Here is an 18,158-nt window from a genome sequence, read left to right as displayed (position 1 = left end):
GTTTCATAGGCAGTTGGCTGCAACAAAACAGAGTCTGCCGTGCGTCCGGTGCACACTGGTTCTGGGGCACGAATCAGCTAGAAAACGGGAGTCCGCCATGAAAGCCGTCTACATTACCGAACCCGGCGGTCCGGAAGTGCTGGAAGTCCGCGACGTCGAGGCTCCAGTCCCCGGGCAGGGCGAGGTGTTGATCGACGTCGTCGCCGCCGGCCTGAACCGGGCAGACGTGCAGCAGCGCCGGGGCTTCTACCCGCCTCCGCCCGGTGCCTCCGAGATCCCCGGGCTGGAAGTCTCCGGGCGGATCGCCGGCTTCGGTCCGGGCGTCACCAAAGCGTTCTCCGTGGGGGACAAAGTAGTGGCTCTGCTGTCCGGCGGAGGCTACGCGGAGCAGGTTGCGGTGCCGGCGGAGCAGGTCCTGCGGATTCCCGACGGCGTTGATGTGGTCACGGCTGCGTCGCTGCCGGAAGTCGCAGCCACGGTCTACTCCAACCTGATCATGACGGCGCAGCTGCAGGCGGGAGAGACCGTCCTGATCCACGGCGCCACCGGCGGGATCGGCACCATGGCCATCCAGATGGCCAAGGCCTTCGGTGCCAGGGTGGCTACCACCGCGGGGACAGCGGAAAAGGTGGGGACGGCGAAGGCGTTCCTGGGCGCAGACATCGCCATCAACTACACCGAAGAGGACTTTCCGGACAGCCTGCGGCGGCAGAACGGCGGCAAGGGTGCCGACGTGATCCTCGACGTCGTCGGTGCCAAGTACCTGGCGCAAAACGTTGATGCGCTCGCTGACTACGGCCGGCTCATTGTCATCGGCCTGCAGGGCGGTGCCAAGGGCGAGCTGGATCTTGGCCAGCTCCTGCGCAAGCGTGCGGCAGTGGTGGCCACGGCACTGAGGCCGCGCCCGGTGGCGGAGAAGGGCGCCATCATGAACGCGGTGCGCGAATCCGTGTGGCCCCTCATTACGGACGGCCGGATCCGCCCGCTGGTGGCCAAAACCTTCCCGCTGGACCAGGCCGCGGCCGCGCACCGGTACTTCGATAGCGGCGACCATGTGGGCAAGATCCTGCTGGCGATGTAGCCCGGGTAGATACTGAGTATTGCTTTGCCTGGCGGACTGGGTTAGCCTCACTCTATACGCGGTATGCACGGGTCTTGGGGGTCCGTGCATACCGACGCTCACGCCCCCGCTAGGAGCATCATGTCCATCCGCCACAGCCTCCTCGCCCTGCTGCAGGACCAGCCGCGTTACGGCTACCAGCTCAGGGTTGAGTTCGAAAACCGCACCGGGTCCACCTGGCCCTTGAACATCGGGCAGGTGTACACCACGCTCGACAGGCTGGAACGCGACGGCCTGGTCAGCAATGACGGCAGTGACGGCGAAGGCCACGTCGTCTACAGCATCACCCCTGCGGGCAAGGCGGAAGTGCAGAACTGGTTTGCCGCCCCCGTGGAGCGCAACAACCCGCCCCGGAACGAGCTGGCCATCAAACTGGCGCTCGCAGTCACGCTGCCCGGCGTCGATGTGCAGTCCATCATCCAGGCCCAGCGGGTGGCGTCCATCCGGGCGCTGCAGGACTACACCAAGGCCCGCCGCGACACGGCCGCCAACCAGCGGGCGGCGGATACCGCCTGGCTGCTGGTGCTGGACTCGCTGATCTTCCAGACGGAAGCGGAGGTCCGCTGGCTGGACCTTTGCGAGGCCCGGATGCTGCAGCAGGCGCAGACCGCAGGCCACGGATCACCACGTAAATCGTCCAACGGGGTCACTGTGGAAGAGGCTGCCCCGCTCATCGCGGACAATCGCCGATGAGCGTCCAGGGGCCGCAGCAGGTCCTGGAACTCGCCAAGGTCAGCAGGACGTTCGGTGAAGGCGCGACGGCGGTCGCCGCGTTGCGCGAGGTTGACCTCAGTATCAGCGCCGGCGAGTTCGTCGCCGTGATGGGCCCGTCAGGTTCCGGGAAATCCTCCCTTCTCGCGCTGGCCGGGGGACTTGACCGGCCGACGTCGGGCGGTGTCTTTGTGGAGTCCACGCCACTGGGCGGGCTGGGACTGAACGAACTCGCCCGGTTGCGCCGCCGCGCCGTCGGCTACGTCTTCCAGGACTTCAACCTTGTCCCCACCCTGACCGCGGCTGAAAACGTGGCGCTGCCGCTGGAACTGGACGGGACGGCCACCCGGAAGGCGCAACGCCAGGCGTTGGATGCGTTGCGGCAGGTGGGAATCCCGGAACTCGCGGACCGCTTTATGGACCAGATGTCCGGCGGCCAGCAGCAGCGGGTGGCCATTGCGCGGGCCATCGTGGGCGACCGCCGGCTGATCCTGGCCGACGAACCTACGGGAGCCCTGGATTCCACTACCGGCCACGGCGTGATGGAAGTGCTCCGCGGGCGTGCGGATGCCGGCGCGGCCGTGATGCTGGTGACCCATGAGGCCAGGCATGCCGCGTGGGCTGACCGGGTGGTTTTCCTCCGGGATGGCCGGATCATTGACCAGGCGGCTGCCATGCACGATCCCGCCATGCTCCTCGCGCAGGCCGGCAACTGACGTGGCACTCTCTCTCGACCCGGCGCCTGGCGGGCGCCGGCAGGCTTTCTTTGTCGCCGTGCGGATGGCCCGGCGCGATATCCGCTGCCACAAAGGGCGTTCCCTCCTGATCATCCTGCTGATCATGCTCCCCGTGGCCGGAATGGCAGGGGCGGCCGCCCTGGTCCAGAGCACCCAGGAGACCGCAGCCGAGCGCGTGCAATACCAGCTCGGCGCCACCCAGGCGCGGTTCCGGCCCATGCCCATGGCCAACGGGGTTATGATCCAGGACCCGGTCGAAGAACTGCAGATCACCACAAACAACTGGGACACCAACCCGGACTTCACACCAGCCGATCCGCAGGACGCGATTCCAGCCGGCTACGACGTGCTCACAGAATCCACCCTCGACCTCACCGCCGAGTCGGGTGCGGCGGACGTACGTGTAGTGGGCCGGGCAGTGGATGCACTGTCCCCGGCATTTGCCGGAAAATACACCCTGCTGGACGGCAGGGCCCCCGGAACTGATGCCGAGATGCTCGTCTCGCCCGGTCTGCTGGAGCGGTTTGGGCTGGGGCTGGGGGCGGAGCTGGCAACGTCGGCCGGGACGTTTGTGGCGGTCGGAACGCTCCGCGATGCGGGCTATTCGGACAGCAACTCCATCATCTACCTCAAGCCCGGACAGGGCAGCGTGGGCGCCCCGGAACAGCCGGCCTCCGCCGGCCCGGTGCCTACCGCGCGGGCCATCAAGGCCACCATGTATTACCTGGTGGGTTCCGAACCGGTGACCTGGAGCCAGGTTCTGGAGGCCAATGCCGTGGGTGTCACTGTTCTGTCCAGGTCCGTGGTGCTGGATCCGCCGCCGCCAGACCAGCGCGGGCCGGAAGGCGCAGGGACCTCGTCCAATGCGTCGCTGCCGTTCGCCGCCTACGCGGCCGGGGCGCTGCTGGGCGCACTGGCGCTGCTGGAAGTGGGTCTGCTGGCGGGAGCCGCGTTTGCCGTGGGCGCCAAGGGGCAGGTCCGGGAGCTGGCCCTGCTGGCCGCGACGGGGGCCGAAAGCCCCACCATCCGCTCGGTGGTCATGGCGGCGGGACTGTGGCTCGGCGGCATTGGCGTGGCGGCCGGCGCTGCCGTGGGGCTGGCCGCGGCCGCCGGGGTGGTGATCGTTGCGCGCCTGTCCGGATCGGTCCGTTTCCCGGGCTTCCATCCGGACGCGCTGCTGACGCTGATGGTAATGGTGATGGGTTATGTTGCGTGTCTGCTGGCTGCCTTGGCCCCGGCGCGGCAGGTGGCGCGCCAGGCCGTTCTGGGCGCGCTCAAATCGGGGCGGTCGCCGGCTTCGGCCGGCACGAAATCCACCGTGGTGGGTGCTGTCCTGCTGGGCGTGGCCGCCGCGGCCCTCACGGCCGGCAGCTGGCTCGCCGTCAGCAGCAAAGACCCCGACGTGTTCACCTCCAGGACGCCGGTCATTGCCTGGTTCCTGCTGGGAGGCGCGGTACTTGGTGTTACATCCCTGGTTCTGCTGACCGGCAAGGTAGTGGCGCTCCTTGCCAAGCGGGCCGGACGGCTTCCGTTGGCCGCACGCATGGCCGCGCGGGACTCTTCCCGCAACCGCAGCCGGACGGTTCCGGCGGTTGCCGCCGTACTCGCGGCTGCCACCCTGGCCAGTGCCGGCATGGTCCTCGCAGCCAGCCAGCAGGCGAATGAACAGCAAAACCACCACTGGTCCGGGTTGAAGAACCAGGCGGTCCTGCCGCTGTCCGTGGGGCAACCCGTACTGGCTGACGGAACAGTCCCTGATCCGGTGCGGCTTGACCCCGCGGCGGTGGTGTCCGCCCTGAATGGAGCTGTGGACACCGTCGAATGGACCGGGGTGCTGCATACGGCCGCCACCCGGAACTGTGAAATGCGGCCCGAACTGGTCGACGCGTCGCCCGCGCAGACGCCGACGTCGAGCTGCCTGCAGTATTCCCTGGCCACGCCGGAAGGCAACGCATGTCCCGTGACGGCCGGCGGCCGTGTCCTGGATCCGGAGGACTGGCGCTGCCAGGGGCCAATGCGCCCGTATGAGTCCCAGGGAAGGGCCGACTCGATGGTGGTCGGGACTGCCGATGACGTCGAAAGACTGTTTGGAACGGTGCCGACGGCGGAAGCACGCGACGTGCTGGCGGTCGGCGGAATGGTAGTCAGCAATCCCGTGTTCGTCCGCGACGGGCAGGCATCGCTGGTGGCGCGGGACGTCCGCAAGCCCGCGCGCGCCGACCCCGCAACAGGCGCCTTCCAGGGCTACGAGGAGACGGCGCGGACGGACGTGGCCGCGGCCGTGCTGGAGCCGTCGGTTAATGTGCCGTACTACGGAGTGGTATCCCCGGAAGCTGCCGCGGCGGCCGGCATGCGGGTGGATGACAGTGCCCTGCTGGTCCAGTTCAGCGCCTACCCCGATGCCACCCAGGCTGACAAAATGACGGCAGCACTCGCCGGACTTTACAAGGACCGCTTCGGGACCCCGCATGTCGAGCGCGGGGCCGAGCGGGACGCATCGCTGATCCTCTGGTCCATCGTGGGACTGGGTGCGTTGATCACACTCAGCGCGGCAGGCATTACCACGGGCCTATCCATGGCGGACTCACGGAAAGACCACGTGACGCTTGCCGGAGTGGGTGCATCCCCGCGCTTGCGGAAGGCGCTTGCAGGTTCGCAGGCACTGATGACGGCGGGGCTCGGAACGGTGTTGGGAAGTTTTGCCGGGATAGTGCCTGCCGTGCTGCTGGTGACCGCAACCGGGATGGCGCGGACCGCCGTCGTGCCCTGGCTCCAGCTCGTGGCGCTGCTGATCGCGGTGCCGCTCACCGGTGCAGCCCTGGCTTGGCTGTCTACGCGGGCGAGGCTTCCGGTGTCCCGCCGGGAGTTGGGCAGGGCCGGCAATTAGGTCACACAGTTGGGTCTTTTTGATTGGGCCCGGCGGGCCTACCGTAGGGCTTAGGATGCTGTCCCTCCCGGACGGCCGAAGTACGGAGGGACCTCTTATGACAACACATGTTGCCGATTGCAGTGTTACCCGTTGCTCCTTTAATGACCATGAAGGCTGTACGGCCCATGCCATCACGGTTGGCGGGAGTAAAGACCACGCCAGCTGCGCCACGTTCATCGACACCGGGACCCACGGCGGGCTGCCCAAAGTCCTGGCAGATGTCGGAGCATGCCAGCGCTCCGAGTGCGTCCACAATGACCACCTGATGTGCAATGCCCCGGAGGTCCATGTTGGCCCGGGCGCTGACAACGCGGACTGCCTTACTTACGCACACGCGTAGCCGCTGCTCCCGCGTGTCCCGCGTGCGAGCTCCCGCGTGCGAGCAAACATTGAAGCCCCCGTCCAGGAAAGCCTGGACGGGGGCTTTTGCGCCGCTCGGCGCCTGCAGCCCGCCGTTCACCGCAAATGGCGCTCGGTGCGTGCACAATGCCGTTTCCACGTTTGTGCGGCGTTGGTAGGGTGCCTTTGAGCAACCCACCGAAGCATAGAATCTCAAGGAGGAGACATGGCCAGCAGGCCTGAGGAAGCGGTAAGTGCAGCGCAAGGAGGCAGGCCGCTGACCGCAGATCCAAAGCTTCCGCCAACGGCCGTGGATGCGGCCGTCAGCGAGGCCGAAGACAGGAAATGGACCCCGGCCAAGATCGCACTGTGGTCAGCCATCGCGCTGCTCGGTGGCGTCGCCTGGTTCATGCTGGCGATCGTCCGTGGCGAGACCGTCAACGCGATCTGGTTCGTCTTTGCCTCGGTCTGTACCTATCTGATCGCCTACCGCTTCTATTCCAAGGTGATCGAACGCCTCATCACCAAGCCGGATGACCGCCGTGCCACGCCCGCGGAATACAAGGCTGACGGCAAGGACTATGTCCGCACCGACCGCAACGTGCTGTTCGGCCACCACTTCGCTGCCATCGCCGGCGCCGGCCCGCTCGTCGGCCCGGTCATCGCCGCCCAGATGGGGTACCTGCCCGGCACCATGTGGATCATCCTCGGCGTCGTCTTCGCCGGCGCCGTCCAGGACTACCTGGTGATGTTCTTTTCCATGCGTCGCGGCGGACGTTCCCTGGGCCAGATGGCCCGTGAGGAACTCGGCGTCATCGGCGGCACCGCGGCCCTGGTTGCCACGCTGCTCATCATGGTCATTATCGTTGCAATCCTGGCCCTCGTTGTGGTCAACGCCCTGGGCGAAAGCCCGTGGGGTGTCTTCTCCGTCGGCCTGACCATCCCGATTGCCCTCTTTATGGGCGTGTACCTGCGCTACCTGCGGCCTGGCAAAGTCATGGAGGTCTCCATCATCGGCTTCGTCCTGCTGATGGCCGCCATCATCGGTGGCGGCGCCGTCGCCGGCACCGAATGGGGCGCCGCGATGTTCCACCTGGACAAGGTCACCATCGCTTGGGGCCTGATCATCTACGGCTTTATCGCCGCGATCCTGCCCGTGTGGCTGCTGCTGGCCCCGCGCGACTACCTTTCCACCTTCATGAAGATCGGCGTCATCGGTATGCTTGCCGTCGCCATCATCGTGGTGCGCCCGGAAATCAACGTCCCCGCCTTCAGCGAGTTCGCCAGCCGGGACAACGGGCCGGTCTTCTCCGGCGCACTCTTCCCGTTCCTGTTTGTAACGATCGCCTGCGGCGCACTGTCCGGCTTCCACGCACTCATCGCCTCCGGTACCACGCCCAAGCTCATCGAAAAGGAACGCCAGACCCGGTTCATTGGTTACGGCGGCATGCTGATGGAGTCCTTCGTTGCCATCATGGCCCTCGTAGCGGCGCTGTCGATCGACCGCGGCATCTACTTCGCGATGAACGCCCCCGCGGCCCTGACCGGCGGCACTGTGGAAACGGCGGCCGTTTGGGTCAACTCGCTGGGGCTCTCCGGCGTGAACCTTACCCCGGACATGCTGGCGCAGACCGCGAAGGACGTGGGCGAGCAGAGCGTCATCTCCCGTTCCGGCGGCGCCCCGACCCTCGCCGTCGGCCTGGCGCACATCATGCAGCAGTTCATTGGCGGACCTGCCATGATGGCCTTCTGGTACCACTTCGCCATCATGTTCGAGGCACTCTTCATCCTGACCGCCGTGGACGCCGGCACCCGCGTTGCGCGGTTCATGCTGCAGGACTCGATCGGCAACTTCATCCCGAAGTTCAAGGAACACTCCTGGCGGATCGGCGCCTGGCTCACTACCGCGGTCATGGTGGCGGCCTGGGGCGCCGTGCTGATGATGGGCGTCACCGACCCCCTCGGTGGCATCAACACGCTCCTGCCGCTGTTCGGCATTTCGAACCAGTTGCTCGCAGCCATCGCGCTGTCGGTGTGCATGGCCATCGCGGCCAAGCGGGGGTCGTTCAAGTACCTGTGGATCATCGTCGTACCGCTGTCGTTCGCTGCGGTCGTGACCATTACGGCCAGCTTCCAAAAGATCTTCTCCACCACGCCCGCGGTGGGCTACTTCGCCAACAATGCCGCGTTCAGCAAGGCGCTGGCCGAAGGCAAGACCTCCTTCGGCTCCGCCAAGACCCAGGCGGCCATGGAAGCAGTGGTACGCAACACAATGATCCAGGGCATCCTGTCCATTGTGTTTGTGGTGCTCAGCCTGATCGTGATCGTCGCCGCGATCCTGGCAACTATCAAGGCCTTCCGCGACCACACGGCAGGTGTGCCCATGGTGGACAACGAGGACCGTCCGCGGGCATCCCGTGTTTTTGCTCCCGCCGGACTCATCCCGACGTCGTCGGAACGGGAACTGATGGCGAAATGGGACGAGCTGCCGGCCGATCAGCGGCTGGATAAGGCGGGTCACCACTGATGGGTGCGGTTGCCGGTGGTTTCCGTGGGTTCGCCACGTACTTCAAAGGGATCATGGGCGCCGATGCCTACACGAAGTACCTGGAGCACCACAACGCTTCCGGCCACGCGGACGCCCCAATGACTGAACGCGAGTTCTGGCGCGACCGGACGGACCGACAGGACTCCAACCCGCAGGGCCGGTGCTGCTGACGTTGACGGCAGGCCAGCCTTCACCGGCTGGCCTGCTTCATCGACTGGGCTGTGCGTCGTCCGCTCGTGAGAGTATGAACGCATGAGCGATCCCACAGACACTCAGCCTGATGATGTCCCCGTTGAGGGCAGGACCCTCGACAACGGCGAACCGGCCATGCCCGCCGCGGCCGGCCCGGCGGGGGCCGGCGCCGGCCCCGGTGCTCCTGGCCCGGTCAGTACCGACCCGGCGGCCAGCGGCAAGGCCAAGGGCAGCAACCTGCAGGACCTCGTGGACGAACCCGCAAAAGTCATGCGGATCGGCACCATGATCCGGCAGCTCCTGGCGGAGGTTAAGTCGGCTCCGCTGGACGACGCCGCGCGCGAACGCCTGGCCGAAATCCACGAGCGTTCCATCAAGGAGTTGGAGGACGGACTGGCTCCGGAACTTGTTGAAGAGCTGGAACGGATCAGCCTTCCCTTCCCGGAGAACGCCACGCCGTCCGACGCTGAGCTTCGGATCGCCCAGGCGCAGCTGGTGGGGTGGCTGGAGGGCCTCTTCCATGGTATTCAGACGGCTATCGCGGCCCAGCACGCAGCACGGGAGCAATCCGCCGCACAGCTGCACCTGAGGCAGCTTCCGCCGGGCACTATGATCGCCCCTGGTGTGGTTATTGGGGAGAACGGCGAGCCTCAGCGGGCCGCCGCCGGCCAGCGTTCCGGTCCGGTACCGTCCGGGCAGCCGGAGGACCCGGACCACGGCCCCGGCCAGTACCTCTAGGTTCCTGCGTGGGATTCTTTTCTGCCGCCCGCCAAGGGCGCAAGGACGATGCCGAGCTGGGGAAGGGCCTTTGGCGCCGCGCCCATGATCGTTTCCACCGGGGCCTGGACCGCTATCACCAGGTCCTCGAAGGTGTCGAAGACGAGCAGCTTTACGCAGAACTCGTGGAAGTAGCCAACGAGCTGGCGGGACTCATGGAACGTGTCCGTGTTGTTTGCGTCGAGGCCCAGCGGCGGTCGCCCAGCGAAGGCCTGGACATTCCCGGGGACTTGGCAGGTGTACACCGGTCGCTGTCGAAGGCGGGCAATTCGCTGGCCACCACCGCCGAGGCTGCCGCTATGCTCCGGCTCGCCGTCGGTCCCGTCCCGGTGGGGGCGGCTTCGGTGCGCCGGCGTGCGGAATCGGTGTTTGAGCAGGTGGCCGACGCTGAACGCCGGCTCGCCGAGGATGCCGCCGCCAGTGGCCAGCCCGAGAGCCTTTCCGGCTAACCGTCAGGCGGCAATCCGGGCCTGCCCGACGGCAACAGCGTCGATGACAGCCCAGGATTCCTCGCTGCCGCAGTTCCGGCTGGCGAAATGCTCGGCTTCCTTCAGGGAATCGAAGCCTTCACTGAAGATCCGGCCGCAATCAGCGTCGAAGTACGTGACGTGAAATTCCTGTGCAAGTTGGTTTTCCATAAATCCAGTCTGCGACCGGGGTCTGACAATAACCGTTCATCAGTCCCGCGTGTTGCCAAGGCGGAGCACCCGCTCCTGCGCGAGCATGGCTGAACGCTTGGCCTTATCTGCTGCCCGCGCCGCCTGCTTGGCCTCGGCTGCCGCCGTGCCCAGACTCTTCCTGGCACTATCGAGCTGCTCCTCCGCGGCTCTGAGCATGTCTCGGAGCTCACGTGTTTCGCGGGTCAGGTCCGAAACTTCCGCCTCCGTGTCCGCAAGCTGCCTTTGCCGGTCCGCGGCCAGCCGGGCTGACTCTGCCTCGGCAGCCTGGGCCTCTCCCAAGGCAGCGCTGGCTTTCTCCAAGGCGGAGGGGGACGCCGCCCGCGGAGTCTCCCGGACGGCCTTGAGCCGTGGTTGGTCCGCAGGCCTGCGGGCGCCGCGTTCCGCCGTCGTGCGTTCTTCCTGACCTGCTGCTGCGGCCGGTGGCTGCTTTGGACTGTCTGGGGGAGTGGTGGACGGCGGGGTGGTGCGCCGCGCCGGCACTGCGGCCGGAAGAGCCACGGCCCCGTCGAGTTCAACGGTGTCCACGCCGTCGGCGGACAGCGCCTGGACCAGCAGTCCGCTTTGGACGGCGGCGGTGGCTCCTTCGTCGGCCGTCATCGCCTGCAGGGTCCGTTCGACGTCGGCCGCGATCGTCGCGCTGATAGTGCGCCCCTGGCGCTCGGCAACGGCGCGGGCGGTGTCGACTGCGATCCCCAGCAGGATGCGGCGCTCACGTGCCAGTTCCCGCAGGGCGGCGGCGTCGAGGGATGCCTGGGCAGCTCGCATCCTTTGGCCGAGCTCGGCAAGCTGCGCGAGGACTCCTGGCTCATGGCTGGCCAGCATGTTGACGGCCCAGGCCGCCACTGATGGTTTTGGCAAGGCCTTGACGGCTGCCGGGAGCTCCTTCCCGGAACCGGCGGAGGCCTTGGCTGCGGCCGTCCGGGCAGCCACAAATTCCTCGAAAGGCAGGGCGTAGAGTTCGAATGCGATAGCCGCCAGCGCCTTGTCATCCATGCACGCCATCATAGGTGGAGCGGCTGTGGGCGGCCGGGAAGCCTTAAAGCCTAGACTGGCCGCATGAGAAGAGTGTGGGGGCTCATTGTCCGGCCGGCGGTTCTGATGTTGGCCGTTTGTATTCCGGTGGCGGGCTGCTCGAACGTCTGTCCGGCCATCGGGTGGGTCAACTTCGTCACGGTTGAATTGTCGGGTGATGTCTCGCGGGTAGGCACCGTGCAGCTGTGTGCTGATGGCGCGTGCTCGGAGTCGCGACCGGAGCCCGGGACAGCAGTGCCGCGTATTGTCGTGACAACACCGCTGGATGCCAAGGCTTCTCCTACACCGGAAGCTCAGCCGGCTATGGCCCCGTTTTACGCTGAACGGATCGATGCCGATACCTGGCAATTCCAGGTCAATATGAGCTTCCCTGACCATGTGACCGCGAAAGCGCTGTCTGCCACAGGCGAGGTCATTGCCGAGACGGACGCCGACCTGGACTGGAAGCGGGTGGGCGGCTCAGCCCAGTGCGGCGGGCCTGTTGACGCTTCGCCGGTGCGGCTTGTGGTGCCCTAAAAGTGCGCGTTCGGGCGAGCTGCGGGGCTTCACGTGCGATTTCCGCCCGGCAGGTCTTCCACGAGGGCACGCCTGGGCGGTAGGCGGCTTTCCTTGTTTAACCAGCGAAAAACCCCCTAAAAACCGTGGTTTCTAGGGGGTTTATCCCGAGCTTCCTATCAGAATCGAACTGATGACCTTTTCATTACGAGTGAAACGCTCTACCGACTGAGCTAAGGAAGCACCGCACAAATTCACCCGGCGTACCCGGGCGGTTCATGCAAGAGTCAACTGTAATAGAGTCCCTGCGCCCGGGTCAAAATGGGGTCCTAAAACGTCAGCAGACCGTGTTGTCGGTGGGAACCGTTCCGTCCACGAGGTACTTGTCCACGGCTTCTTCGAGGCAGCTGTTGGCCCGGCCGTAGGCGGTGTGGCCCTCTCCCTGCCAAGTCAGCAGCGAGGCGTTGCCCAACTGCTTGCGCAGGGACGCCGCCCATTCCACGGGGGTGGCAGGGTCTCCGGTGGTTCCGACAACTACGATCGGGGCTTCACCGGCATATTCCACCGGGGCAGGAGTCCGCAGGTTTTTGTACGGCCAGTCCAAACAGTTGGTGCCGCCGTAGGCGAAGAAGTAGCCCAGAGTGGGGGAGGCCTGCATAAGCCGTTGTTGTTCGGCGCGCATCCCGGCCGTGTCGGACACCATGGGGTAGTCCAGGCAGTTGATGGCGCCAAAGGCGAAGGTCGAGTTGGACGTGTACTTCCCGTCGGCGCCGCGGTCAGCGCCGAGGTCCGCCAGACGGAGCATCAGGCTCACATCGCCCGTAGTGGCGGCCTCCAGGGCCTGGGTCAGGGCCGGCCAGCTCTGGTCGTTATACAGCGGGGTGATGAGGCCACTGACGAACATCGTGGCGTTCACCAGGCGGCCGTCCTTGGCAAGCCTGGGTGTCGCCTGGACGGCGTTGATGATGTCGCGGATCTGCTGGACGCCGCTGTTCACATTCCCGGTGAGCGGACATGAAGATTCCTGCTGGCAGCTGGCCACATAGGCCCTGATGGCCTTCTCGAAGGCCACTGCCTGGCCGCTGGTCAGCTCCTCGTTGCTGATGGAAGGATCCAGTGCACCATCGAGGACCATCCGGCCCACATTGTCCGGGAACAGCGAGGCGTAAGTGGAACCAAGGAAGGTGCCGTAGGAGTACCCCAGGTAATTGAGCTTCGCGTCGTTGACCACAGCCCGCAGGACGTCAAGGTCCTTGGCTGCGCTGACCGTGTCCACGTGGCCCAGTACAGGACCGGTCTTTTTGGCGCACTGCTCTGCGATGGCCTTGTTGTCAGCCAATGCGGCGGCCAGCCCGGCGTCGGTATCCAGGGCGTAGACCTTGGCCCGTGACGCGTCCCGTTCGGCATCCGTCAGGCAGGTCACCGGGGCGGAGCGTTTGACGCCGCGCGGGTCGAATCCCACCAGGTCGTAGCTGGCCCGGACGGACTGCGAGAAGTGCGTTCCTGCCGCATCCTTGACGAAGTCGTAGCCGGACCCGCCCGGACCGCCAGGATTGACCAGCAGGCTGCCTGTCTTCTTGCCTGTGCTGGGAGCACGCAGCGCAGCTATCTGGATCGTGTCGCCATCCGGCTTCGCGTAGTCGATGGGCACGGTGACCTTGGCGCACTGGAAGCCGTTTTCGCAAGGCTCCCACACGACCTCCTGGGCATAGAAGGCATCCAATCCGGCGGGCGCGGACGCCACGATGGACGGGTCTGCCTTTGCCCTAGCGGGGGCTGCGGCCGGGGTATCCCCGCCCAGGAGGCTGCACGAGGCCAGCGTCAGGGCCAGGATCAGGGCGCCGGCAGCCCGCAGCCCAATCACCAGGGATCGGGAGCGTGGGGGCAGGGGGCGTGCAGTCATCGAGCGGTCTCCTAGTAGTTGCTAGATCAGGCTGGCTGCCATCGACTCAATGGTCAATAGCGGAGCAACGTTAGTGGTGGTAATTCGTTGGCGGGCTTTGTTGATCGCGTCCATGCGGGCGAGGGTGGTCTCCGGGGCAGACCGGGCAGCGAATTCCTCCAGCTCACCCCTGAGCTCAACGTTTACCAGCTCCACGGCGTTCCCGAACTGGATGATCAACACATCCCGGTAGAACGAGAGGAGGTCCGTCAGTGTCCGGTCCAGGGAGTCCGTGATGGATCGCTTGGCCCGCCGTTTCTGGTCGTCTTCCAGCTGCCTGACCTGGCTGCGCAGCGATGGCGGGAGCATCCCTGACTCCGGGGCGCCCAGGGTGGCCAGCAGCGCAGCCCTCTCGGCGGCGTCGCGCTCTTCATTGGAACTGCTGGCTTCCGCGGTGGCAATCTTCACCAGCTTGTCCGCCATCATCACCGCCGCGGTCACGCCGCGCAGACCCAGCGGGAATCGCACGGTTTCCAGCCGGCGTTCCCTCGCTTCAGGGTCCCGCGCCAGCCGGCGGGCGATCCCCACATGGCTTTGCGCCGCGCGGGCCGCGAGTTCGGCGAGGACCGGGTCCACCCCGTCGCGCTTGACCAGCAAAGCGGCGACGTCGGCGGCCGGCGGAAGGCGTAGGGCCACAGCGCGGCAGCGCGAACGGATGGTCACCAGGACGTCAGCGGGCGACGGTGCGCACAGCATCCAGATGGTCCGCGGAGTGGGTTCCTCGATGGCCTTCAGCAACACATTGGTGGTCCGCTCGGCCATGCGGTCGGCGTCTTCCACCACAATGATGCGCCAGCGCCCGGAAGACGGCCGGTTGCCGGCCTTGGAGACCAGGTCGCGGGCTTCATCGATGGTGATGGTGACCTTCTCGGTCCTGACGTACGTCACGTCTGAATGGGTCTCGCCGAGGATGGTCAGGCAGGCTGGACACTCGCCGCAGCCGCGCCTGGCGACGTCGTCCTGGTCGCAGTTGAGGGCCGCCGCGAAGGCCTTAGCGGCGTTGGAACGCCCGGAGCCGGGCGGGCCCGTGAACAGCCAGGCATGGGTCAGTCCCTCTCCCCGCGAGGCCTGCCGGAGCTGCTCGACGACGGCGGGCTGGCCCTGAAGGTCGTCCCAGACAGTCACGCGGCGCCCCGGCCTGCAGACGCGAGCAGGGCATCCACCCGGGTGAGGATGCGCGCGGCCAGTTCGGCGACAGGCAGGTCCGCCGGCAGGACCAGGTACGTCGCCGGCCGGCCGGCGGCCAGTTCGAGGAACGCTCCGCGGATTGTTGAATGGAACTCATCGGCCTCTGACTCAAGGCGGTCTTCGGCGGCGTCGCCGGCTGTGCGGCGGCGGCGGCCGTCAGCGGGATCCACGTCCAACAACACCGTGAGATCGGGCTGCAGCTCCGACGTCGCCCATTCGTTGAGGGTACGCACGGCATCGGTACCCAGATCCCGGCCGGCCCCCTGGTACGCCACGGACGAATCAATGTAACGGTCTGTCAGGACAACATCGCCGCGTGCCAGCGCCGGGCGGATGACCTGGCTGGAATGGGCTGCGCGGGAGGCGGCGAAGATGAGGGCTTCGGTGTGGGCGTCTATGTGGCCGTGGCCGTGGTCCAGGACCAGGGAACGCAGTTTTTCGCCAATGGGCGTCCCGCCGGGTTCGCGGGTCCGCAGGACCGTCAGTCCACGTGATTCCAGGGTTTCGGCAAGTCTGGCAGCCTGGGTGGACTTGCCGGCGCCGTCGCCGCCCTCGAAGGCGATGAAAAGTCCAGGGCTGTTGGTGGTCACTGCTCAAGACTACCGACTTCGGACGCCGCCGCACGTCCAAGTACGCTTTCTCCATGAGTCTCTCGGAACAGTACGCAGCCTCCCTGTCGGCCGAAACCATGGTGGTTGCCGCCGGCCGGCCGCCGCGTAAGCGGGACGAGCCCGTCAACCCGCCCATCGTGCTGTCCTCGACATACTTCGGCACTGGAGAGCTGGGCGACGGGGACCGGGGCTACGGCCGCTACTCCAATCCCACGTGGGATCCCTTTGAGGAGGCCCTGGGCCAGCTTGAAGGGTCCGACCTGCCCGCCCTGCTTTACGCATCCGGACTTGCGGCCGTCAGTTCCGCGCTGTCCCTGCTGCCCGCCGGAGGTGTCCTGGTGATGCCGTCGCACAGCTACGCGGGCTCGCTGGTGATGGCCACGGAGCTGGCGCAGAAGGGCTTCCTGGAACTGCGGATTGTGGATATCGCGGACACAGACGCGGTCAAAGCACAGCTCGCCCCGCAGGGCCCGGACGCCAAGGCAGCCAGGATGCTGTGGCTTGAGAGCCCCACCAACCCCATGCTGGGCATCGCCGATATCCGGGAACTTACTGCGGCTGCCCATCGGGTGGGCGCCATTGTGGTGACAGACAATACGTTCTCCACGCCACTGGTCCAGCTGCCGCTAAGCCTGGGTTCCGATGTCGTTCTTCACTCGGTGACCAAATACCTGGCCGGGCACTCCGACGTCGTCCTCGGTGCACTGGTGACCTCCAACCCCGACATCCGGGCAGCGCTGTTGCACCACCGCATCATCCACGGCGGTATTGCCGGGCCGTTCGAGGCATGGCTGGCACTGCGCGGGCTGCGGACGCTTGCCCTGCGTGTTGAAAGGTCGCAGGCGTCGGCCGCGGTCCTGGCCGAACGCCTCAGCGTGCACCCACTCATCGACAGCATCCGGTTCCCGGGCCTGCCCGCGGATCCCGGCCACGAACGGGCCAAGACCCAGATGACGGGGTTCGGTTCGATTGTGTGCGTGCAGATCGCGCCCGTTGCCGGCCTGAGCGGTGCGGATGCCGCGGACAAACTGGTCCGCGCGCTGCAGCTCTGGCTCCCGGCGACATCCCTGGGCGGGGTGGAATCGCTGATCGAACGGCGCCGCCGCCACTCCGCTGAGCCGCTGAGTGTTCCGGACAATCTGGTGCGCCTGAGCGTCGGCATTGAGAATATTGAGGACCTCTGGGCCGATTTGAAGCAGGCACTGGACTCGCTGGACCGCTAGGCTTGGACGGTGGACGGTGAACTGATAATTCGGCCTGTAGAGCTGGCAGTGTTTTTTATCCTTGCCCTGGTGGCATTCGGACTTGAAGCGTGGGCTCTGCTGGACTGCGTCCGGCACAAGTCCGCCGCCTTTGAAGCGACCGGCAAACGAACCAAGACCTTCTGGCTGGCACTGACCGGCGGCGCCACCATGATCGGCGCCATCTCGCTCTTTAGCGGCGGCGGAATCTTCGGCACACTCGGCCTCTTTGGGCTCGTGGCCGTGGTCTCAGCCGCGGTGTACCTCGCCGACGTCCGGCCGGCGGTCAAGGACGCGGGCCGCGGCGGCAGTCGCAACACGGGGCCCTACGGCGGCTGGTAGTCCCCACCGGCCCCCTCAGCTCGCAAGCTCGCTCAGGGAACCCTGCCGGTGTGGGCCCACCCACCGGCCGCCAACTTACCCAGCGGCGCCACTGCATCCCAGGCCACCGTTAGTTCGCCCAGGCGCCACCGCGACGGCCCGTCCTGAACCGGCCACCCGCCGTCGAGCAGTACCTTGCACATGGCGTGCCAGCGCTGCCTGTTGCCGAATGACGCGAGCGGCGCCGACTCCAACCAGGCGCGGTCCATGGCTTGCATCAGCCGGTGGACAGGCTCACCCGGAACGTTGCGGTGGATCAGCACCTTCGGCAGCCGCTCGGCAATTTCCGATGGCAGGTCAAAGCTGCCGAACCGCACGGACATGCTCAGGGACAACGGGCGCTTGGCGTCGAGGGCAACCCACGTCACGCGCCGCCCGATCTCATCGCAGGTCCCGTCGATAAAGAGCCCGCCGGGGGCAAGCCGGCCCTGGACCAGCCGCCAGATCCCCGCCACGTCAGCCTCTTCGTACTGCCGCAGGACGTTGAACGCGCGGACCAACACCGGGCGCCCGGGCAGCGGCAACTCGAAACCGCCCACCTGGAAGCTCAGGCCCGGCCTTTCGAGCCTTTTGGCCACCCGGACGCGCTCCGGCTCGATTTCGATGCCACACACCCGCACGTCCGGCCGGACGGCGCGGAGGCGTTCAAAGAGTTCGACGGCGGTGGCCGGCGTTGCGCCGTAGCCCAGGTCAACCACGAGTGGGTCTTCGGCGGCGCGCAGGCGCCAGGCCTGGGGGCTGGCGAGCCAGCGGTCCACCCGCCGCATCCTGTTGGGATTGGTGGTGCCCCGGGTGACGTTTCCAACAGGTTTGCCTGGCCTGGCGGGTTTGGCCGGCCCGCCGGCGGTCCTGCCCGAGATCTGGGCGTTTGCCACCCGTTCAGCTTTTTGCACCACCGCCCCACTGTATCTTCCAACGCGGGGTCACTTAACGCCCCGCGTTGACTCATCAAAGATGCCCGCGTAGCTGCTATCGAAGAATCATTTGATAATGCCCGCGTAGCGGCGCGTCTGCTGGGATGGCATCCGCTGGCCCGGCACTGTGAGCCATGGAGCTTTCGATGAGCGAACGCAAGGCCGTCACGAAGACCACCGCCCTCCGATATGCCCGGTCGGGCCGGGCCGCCAAGAAGACCATTCTCGACGAGCTGTGTGCCCTGACGCGTTGGCACCGTGACCATGCGCGGAAGGCGCTGCGGCAGGCTCTGGTCCTCAAACAGGTCAAGCCCCGGCCTC

18 protein-coding genes and 1 tRNA gene are annotated in these 18,158 nt (G+C 66.5%); 12 read left to right on the top strand and 7 right to left on the bottom strand.

All coding sequences use genetic code 11. The features are described 5' to 3' along the window. The first annotated feature begins 97 nt into the window (after positions 1-97). The 9 genes from DAD99_RS05280 to DAD99_RS05240 all read left to right on the top strand — a co-directional run bounded on the left by DAD99_RS05280 (position 98) and on the right by DAD99_RS05240 (position 9,802). Positions 98-1,081: an NAD(P)H-quinone oxidoreductase gene (locus tag DAD99_RS05280; RefSeq protein WP_193340655.1), complete on the top strand. Its 984-nt coding sequence runs from the start codon at positions 98-100 to the stop codon at positions 1,079-1,081. Positions 1,082-1,201: 120 nt separating this feature from the next. Further along, on the top strand, positions 1,202-1,813 hold the full coding sequence (locus tag DAD99_RS05275; protein ID WP_193340654.1) for a PadR family transcriptional regulator: 612 nt from the start codon (positions 1,202-1,204) through the stop codon (positions 1,811-1,813). Beyond that, on the top strand, positions 1,810-2,547 hold the full coding sequence (locus DAD99_RS05270) for an ABC transporter ATP-binding protein (RefSeq protein ID WP_193340653.1): 738 nt from the start codon (positions 1,810-1,812) through the stop codon (positions 2,545-2,547). The genes DAD99_RS05275 and DAD99_RS05270 overlap by 4 nt, the downstream gene beginning before the upstream one ends. Position 2,548: 1 nt before the next feature. Then, the gene (locus DAD99_RS05265; RefSeq protein ID WP_193340652.1) at positions 2,549-5,455 is read left to right on the top strand and encodes a hypothetical protein; all 2,907 of its coding nucleotides are present in this window, start codon (positions 2,549-2,551) and stop codon (positions 5,453-5,455) included. 97 nt (positions 5,456-5,552) lie between these two features. After that, complete coding sequence (locus DAD99_RS05260) at positions 5,553-5,837, top strand: DUF1540 domain-containing protein (protein WP_111907293.1); 285 nt, start codon at positions 5,553-5,555, stop codon at positions 5,835-5,837. Between the two features lie 225 nt (positions 5,838-6,062). Next, the gene (locus DAD99_RS05255) at positions 6,063-8,363 is read left to right on the top strand and encodes a carbon starvation CstA family protein (protein WP_193340651.1); all 2,301 of its coding nucleotides are present in this window, start codon (positions 6,063-6,065) and stop codon (positions 8,361-8,363) included. Further along, positions 8,363-8,554 carry a YbdD/YjiX family protein gene (locus DAD99_RS05250; RefSeq protein WP_193340650.1) on the top strand — a complete coding sequence of 64 codons (192 nt, stop codon included), beginning with the start codon at positions 8,363-8,365 and terminating at the stop codon, positions 8,552-8,554. Before DAD99_RS05255 ends, DAD99_RS05250 begins: the two co-directional genes overlap by 1 nt. A gap of 82 nt (positions 8,555-8,636) precedes the next feature. After that, positions 8,637-9,314 carry a bacterial proteasome activator family protein gene (locus tag DAD99_RS05245; RefSeq protein ID WP_193340649.1) on the top strand — a complete coding sequence of 226 codons (678 nt, stop codon included), beginning with the start codon at positions 8,637-8,639 and terminating at the stop codon, positions 9,312-9,314. Positions 9,315-9,322: 8 nt separating this feature from the next. Then, entirely contained in the window at positions 9,323-9,802 is a 480-nt protein-coding gene (locus tag DAD99_RS05240; RefSeq protein ID WP_193340648.1) for a hypothetical protein, read from the top strand. 3 nt (positions 9,803-9,805) lie between these two features. Here DAD99_RS05240 and DAD99_RS05235 read toward each other — a convergent pair whose 3' ends face one another. Both DAD99_RS05235 and DAD99_RS05230 read right to left on the bottom strand, forming a co-directional pair. Beyond that, complete coding sequence (locus tag DAD99_RS05235; RefSeq protein ID WP_193340647.1) at positions 9,806-9,991, bottom strand: hypothetical protein; 186 nt, start codon at positions 9,989-9,991, stop codon at positions 9,806-9,808. Between the two features lie 39 nt (positions 9,992-10,030). After that, positions 10,031-11,026 carry a hypothetical protein gene (locus DAD99_RS05230; protein WP_193340646.1) on the bottom strand — a complete coding sequence of 332 codons (996 nt, stop codon included), beginning with the start codon at positions 11,024-11,026 and terminating at the stop codon, positions 10,031-10,033. Positions 11,027-11,368: 342 nt separating this feature from the next. Between DAD99_RS05230 and DAD99_RS05225 the strand changes: the two genes are divergently transcribed. Next, positions 11,369-11,581: a hypothetical protein gene (locus tag DAD99_RS05225; RefSeq protein ID WP_193340645.1), complete on the top strand. Its 213-nt coding sequence runs from the start codon at positions 11,369-11,371 to the stop codon at positions 11,579-11,581. Between the two features lie 149 nt (positions 11,582-11,730). Here DAD99_RS05225 and DAD99_RS05220 read toward each other — a convergent pair. From DAD99_RS05220 to tmk, 4 genes are all read right to left on the bottom strand, one after another. Continuing rightward, positions 11,731-11,803: transfer RNA gene (locus DAD99_RS05220), tRNA-Thr, on the bottom strand. A 94-nt stretch (positions 11,804-11,897) separates the two neighbouring features. Further along, positions 11,898-13,463 (bottom strand): alpha/beta hydrolase, encoded by a 1,566-nt coding sequence (locus tag DAD99_RS05215; protein WP_193340644.1) that lies wholly within the window; start codon positions 13,461-13,463, stop codon positions 11,898-11,900. 21 nt (positions 13,464-13,484) lie between these two features. Beyond that, positions 13,485-14,627, bottom strand: coding sequence for a DNA polymerase III subunit delta' (locus DAD99_RS05210; RefSeq protein WP_193340643.1), 1,143 nt, complete (start codon positions 14,625-14,627; stop codon positions 13,485-13,487). Beyond that, positions 14,624-15,280 carry a dTMP kinase gene (tmk, locus tag DAD99_RS05205; RefSeq protein ID WP_185262580.1) on the bottom strand — a complete coding sequence of 219 codons (657 nt, stop codon included), beginning with the start codon at positions 15,278-15,280 and terminating at the stop codon, positions 14,624-14,626. Before tmk ends, DAD99_RS05210 begins: the two co-directional genes overlap by 4 nt. Before the next feature lie 53 nt (positions 15,281-15,333). On the opposite strand from tmk, the gene DAD99_RS05200 reads away from it, so the two are divergent. Then, positions 15,334-16,524, top strand: coding sequence for a PLP-dependent aspartate aminotransferase family protein (locus DAD99_RS05200; protein WP_193340642.1), 1,191 nt, complete (start codon positions 15,334-15,336; stop codon positions 16,522-16,524). 9 nt (positions 16,525-16,533) lie between these two features. Beyond that, positions 16,534-16,884: a DUF2516 family protein gene (locus DAD99_RS05195; RefSeq protein WP_193340641.1), complete on the top strand. Its 351-nt coding sequence runs from the start codon at positions 16,534-16,536 to the stop codon at positions 16,882-16,884. A gap of 32 nt (positions 16,885-16,916) precedes the next feature. Here DAD99_RS05195 and DAD99_RS05190 read toward each other — a convergent pair whose 3' ends face one another. Next, entirely contained in the window at positions 16,917-17,819 is a 903-nt protein-coding gene (locus DAD99_RS05190) for a class I SAM-dependent methyltransferase (RefSeq protein WP_309233206.1), read from the bottom strand. Positions 17,820-18,158: the final 339 nt, after the last annotated feature.

Origin of the sequence: Pseudarthrobacter sp. AB1 (assembly GCF_014926485.1) — a bacterium.
GTDB lineage: Bacteria > Actinomycetota > Actinomycetes > Actinomycetales > Micrococcaceae > Arthrobacter.
The sequence above is the reverse complement of the archived record's forward strand: the minus strand, read 5'-3'. Positions and strand labels throughout refer to the sequence as shown.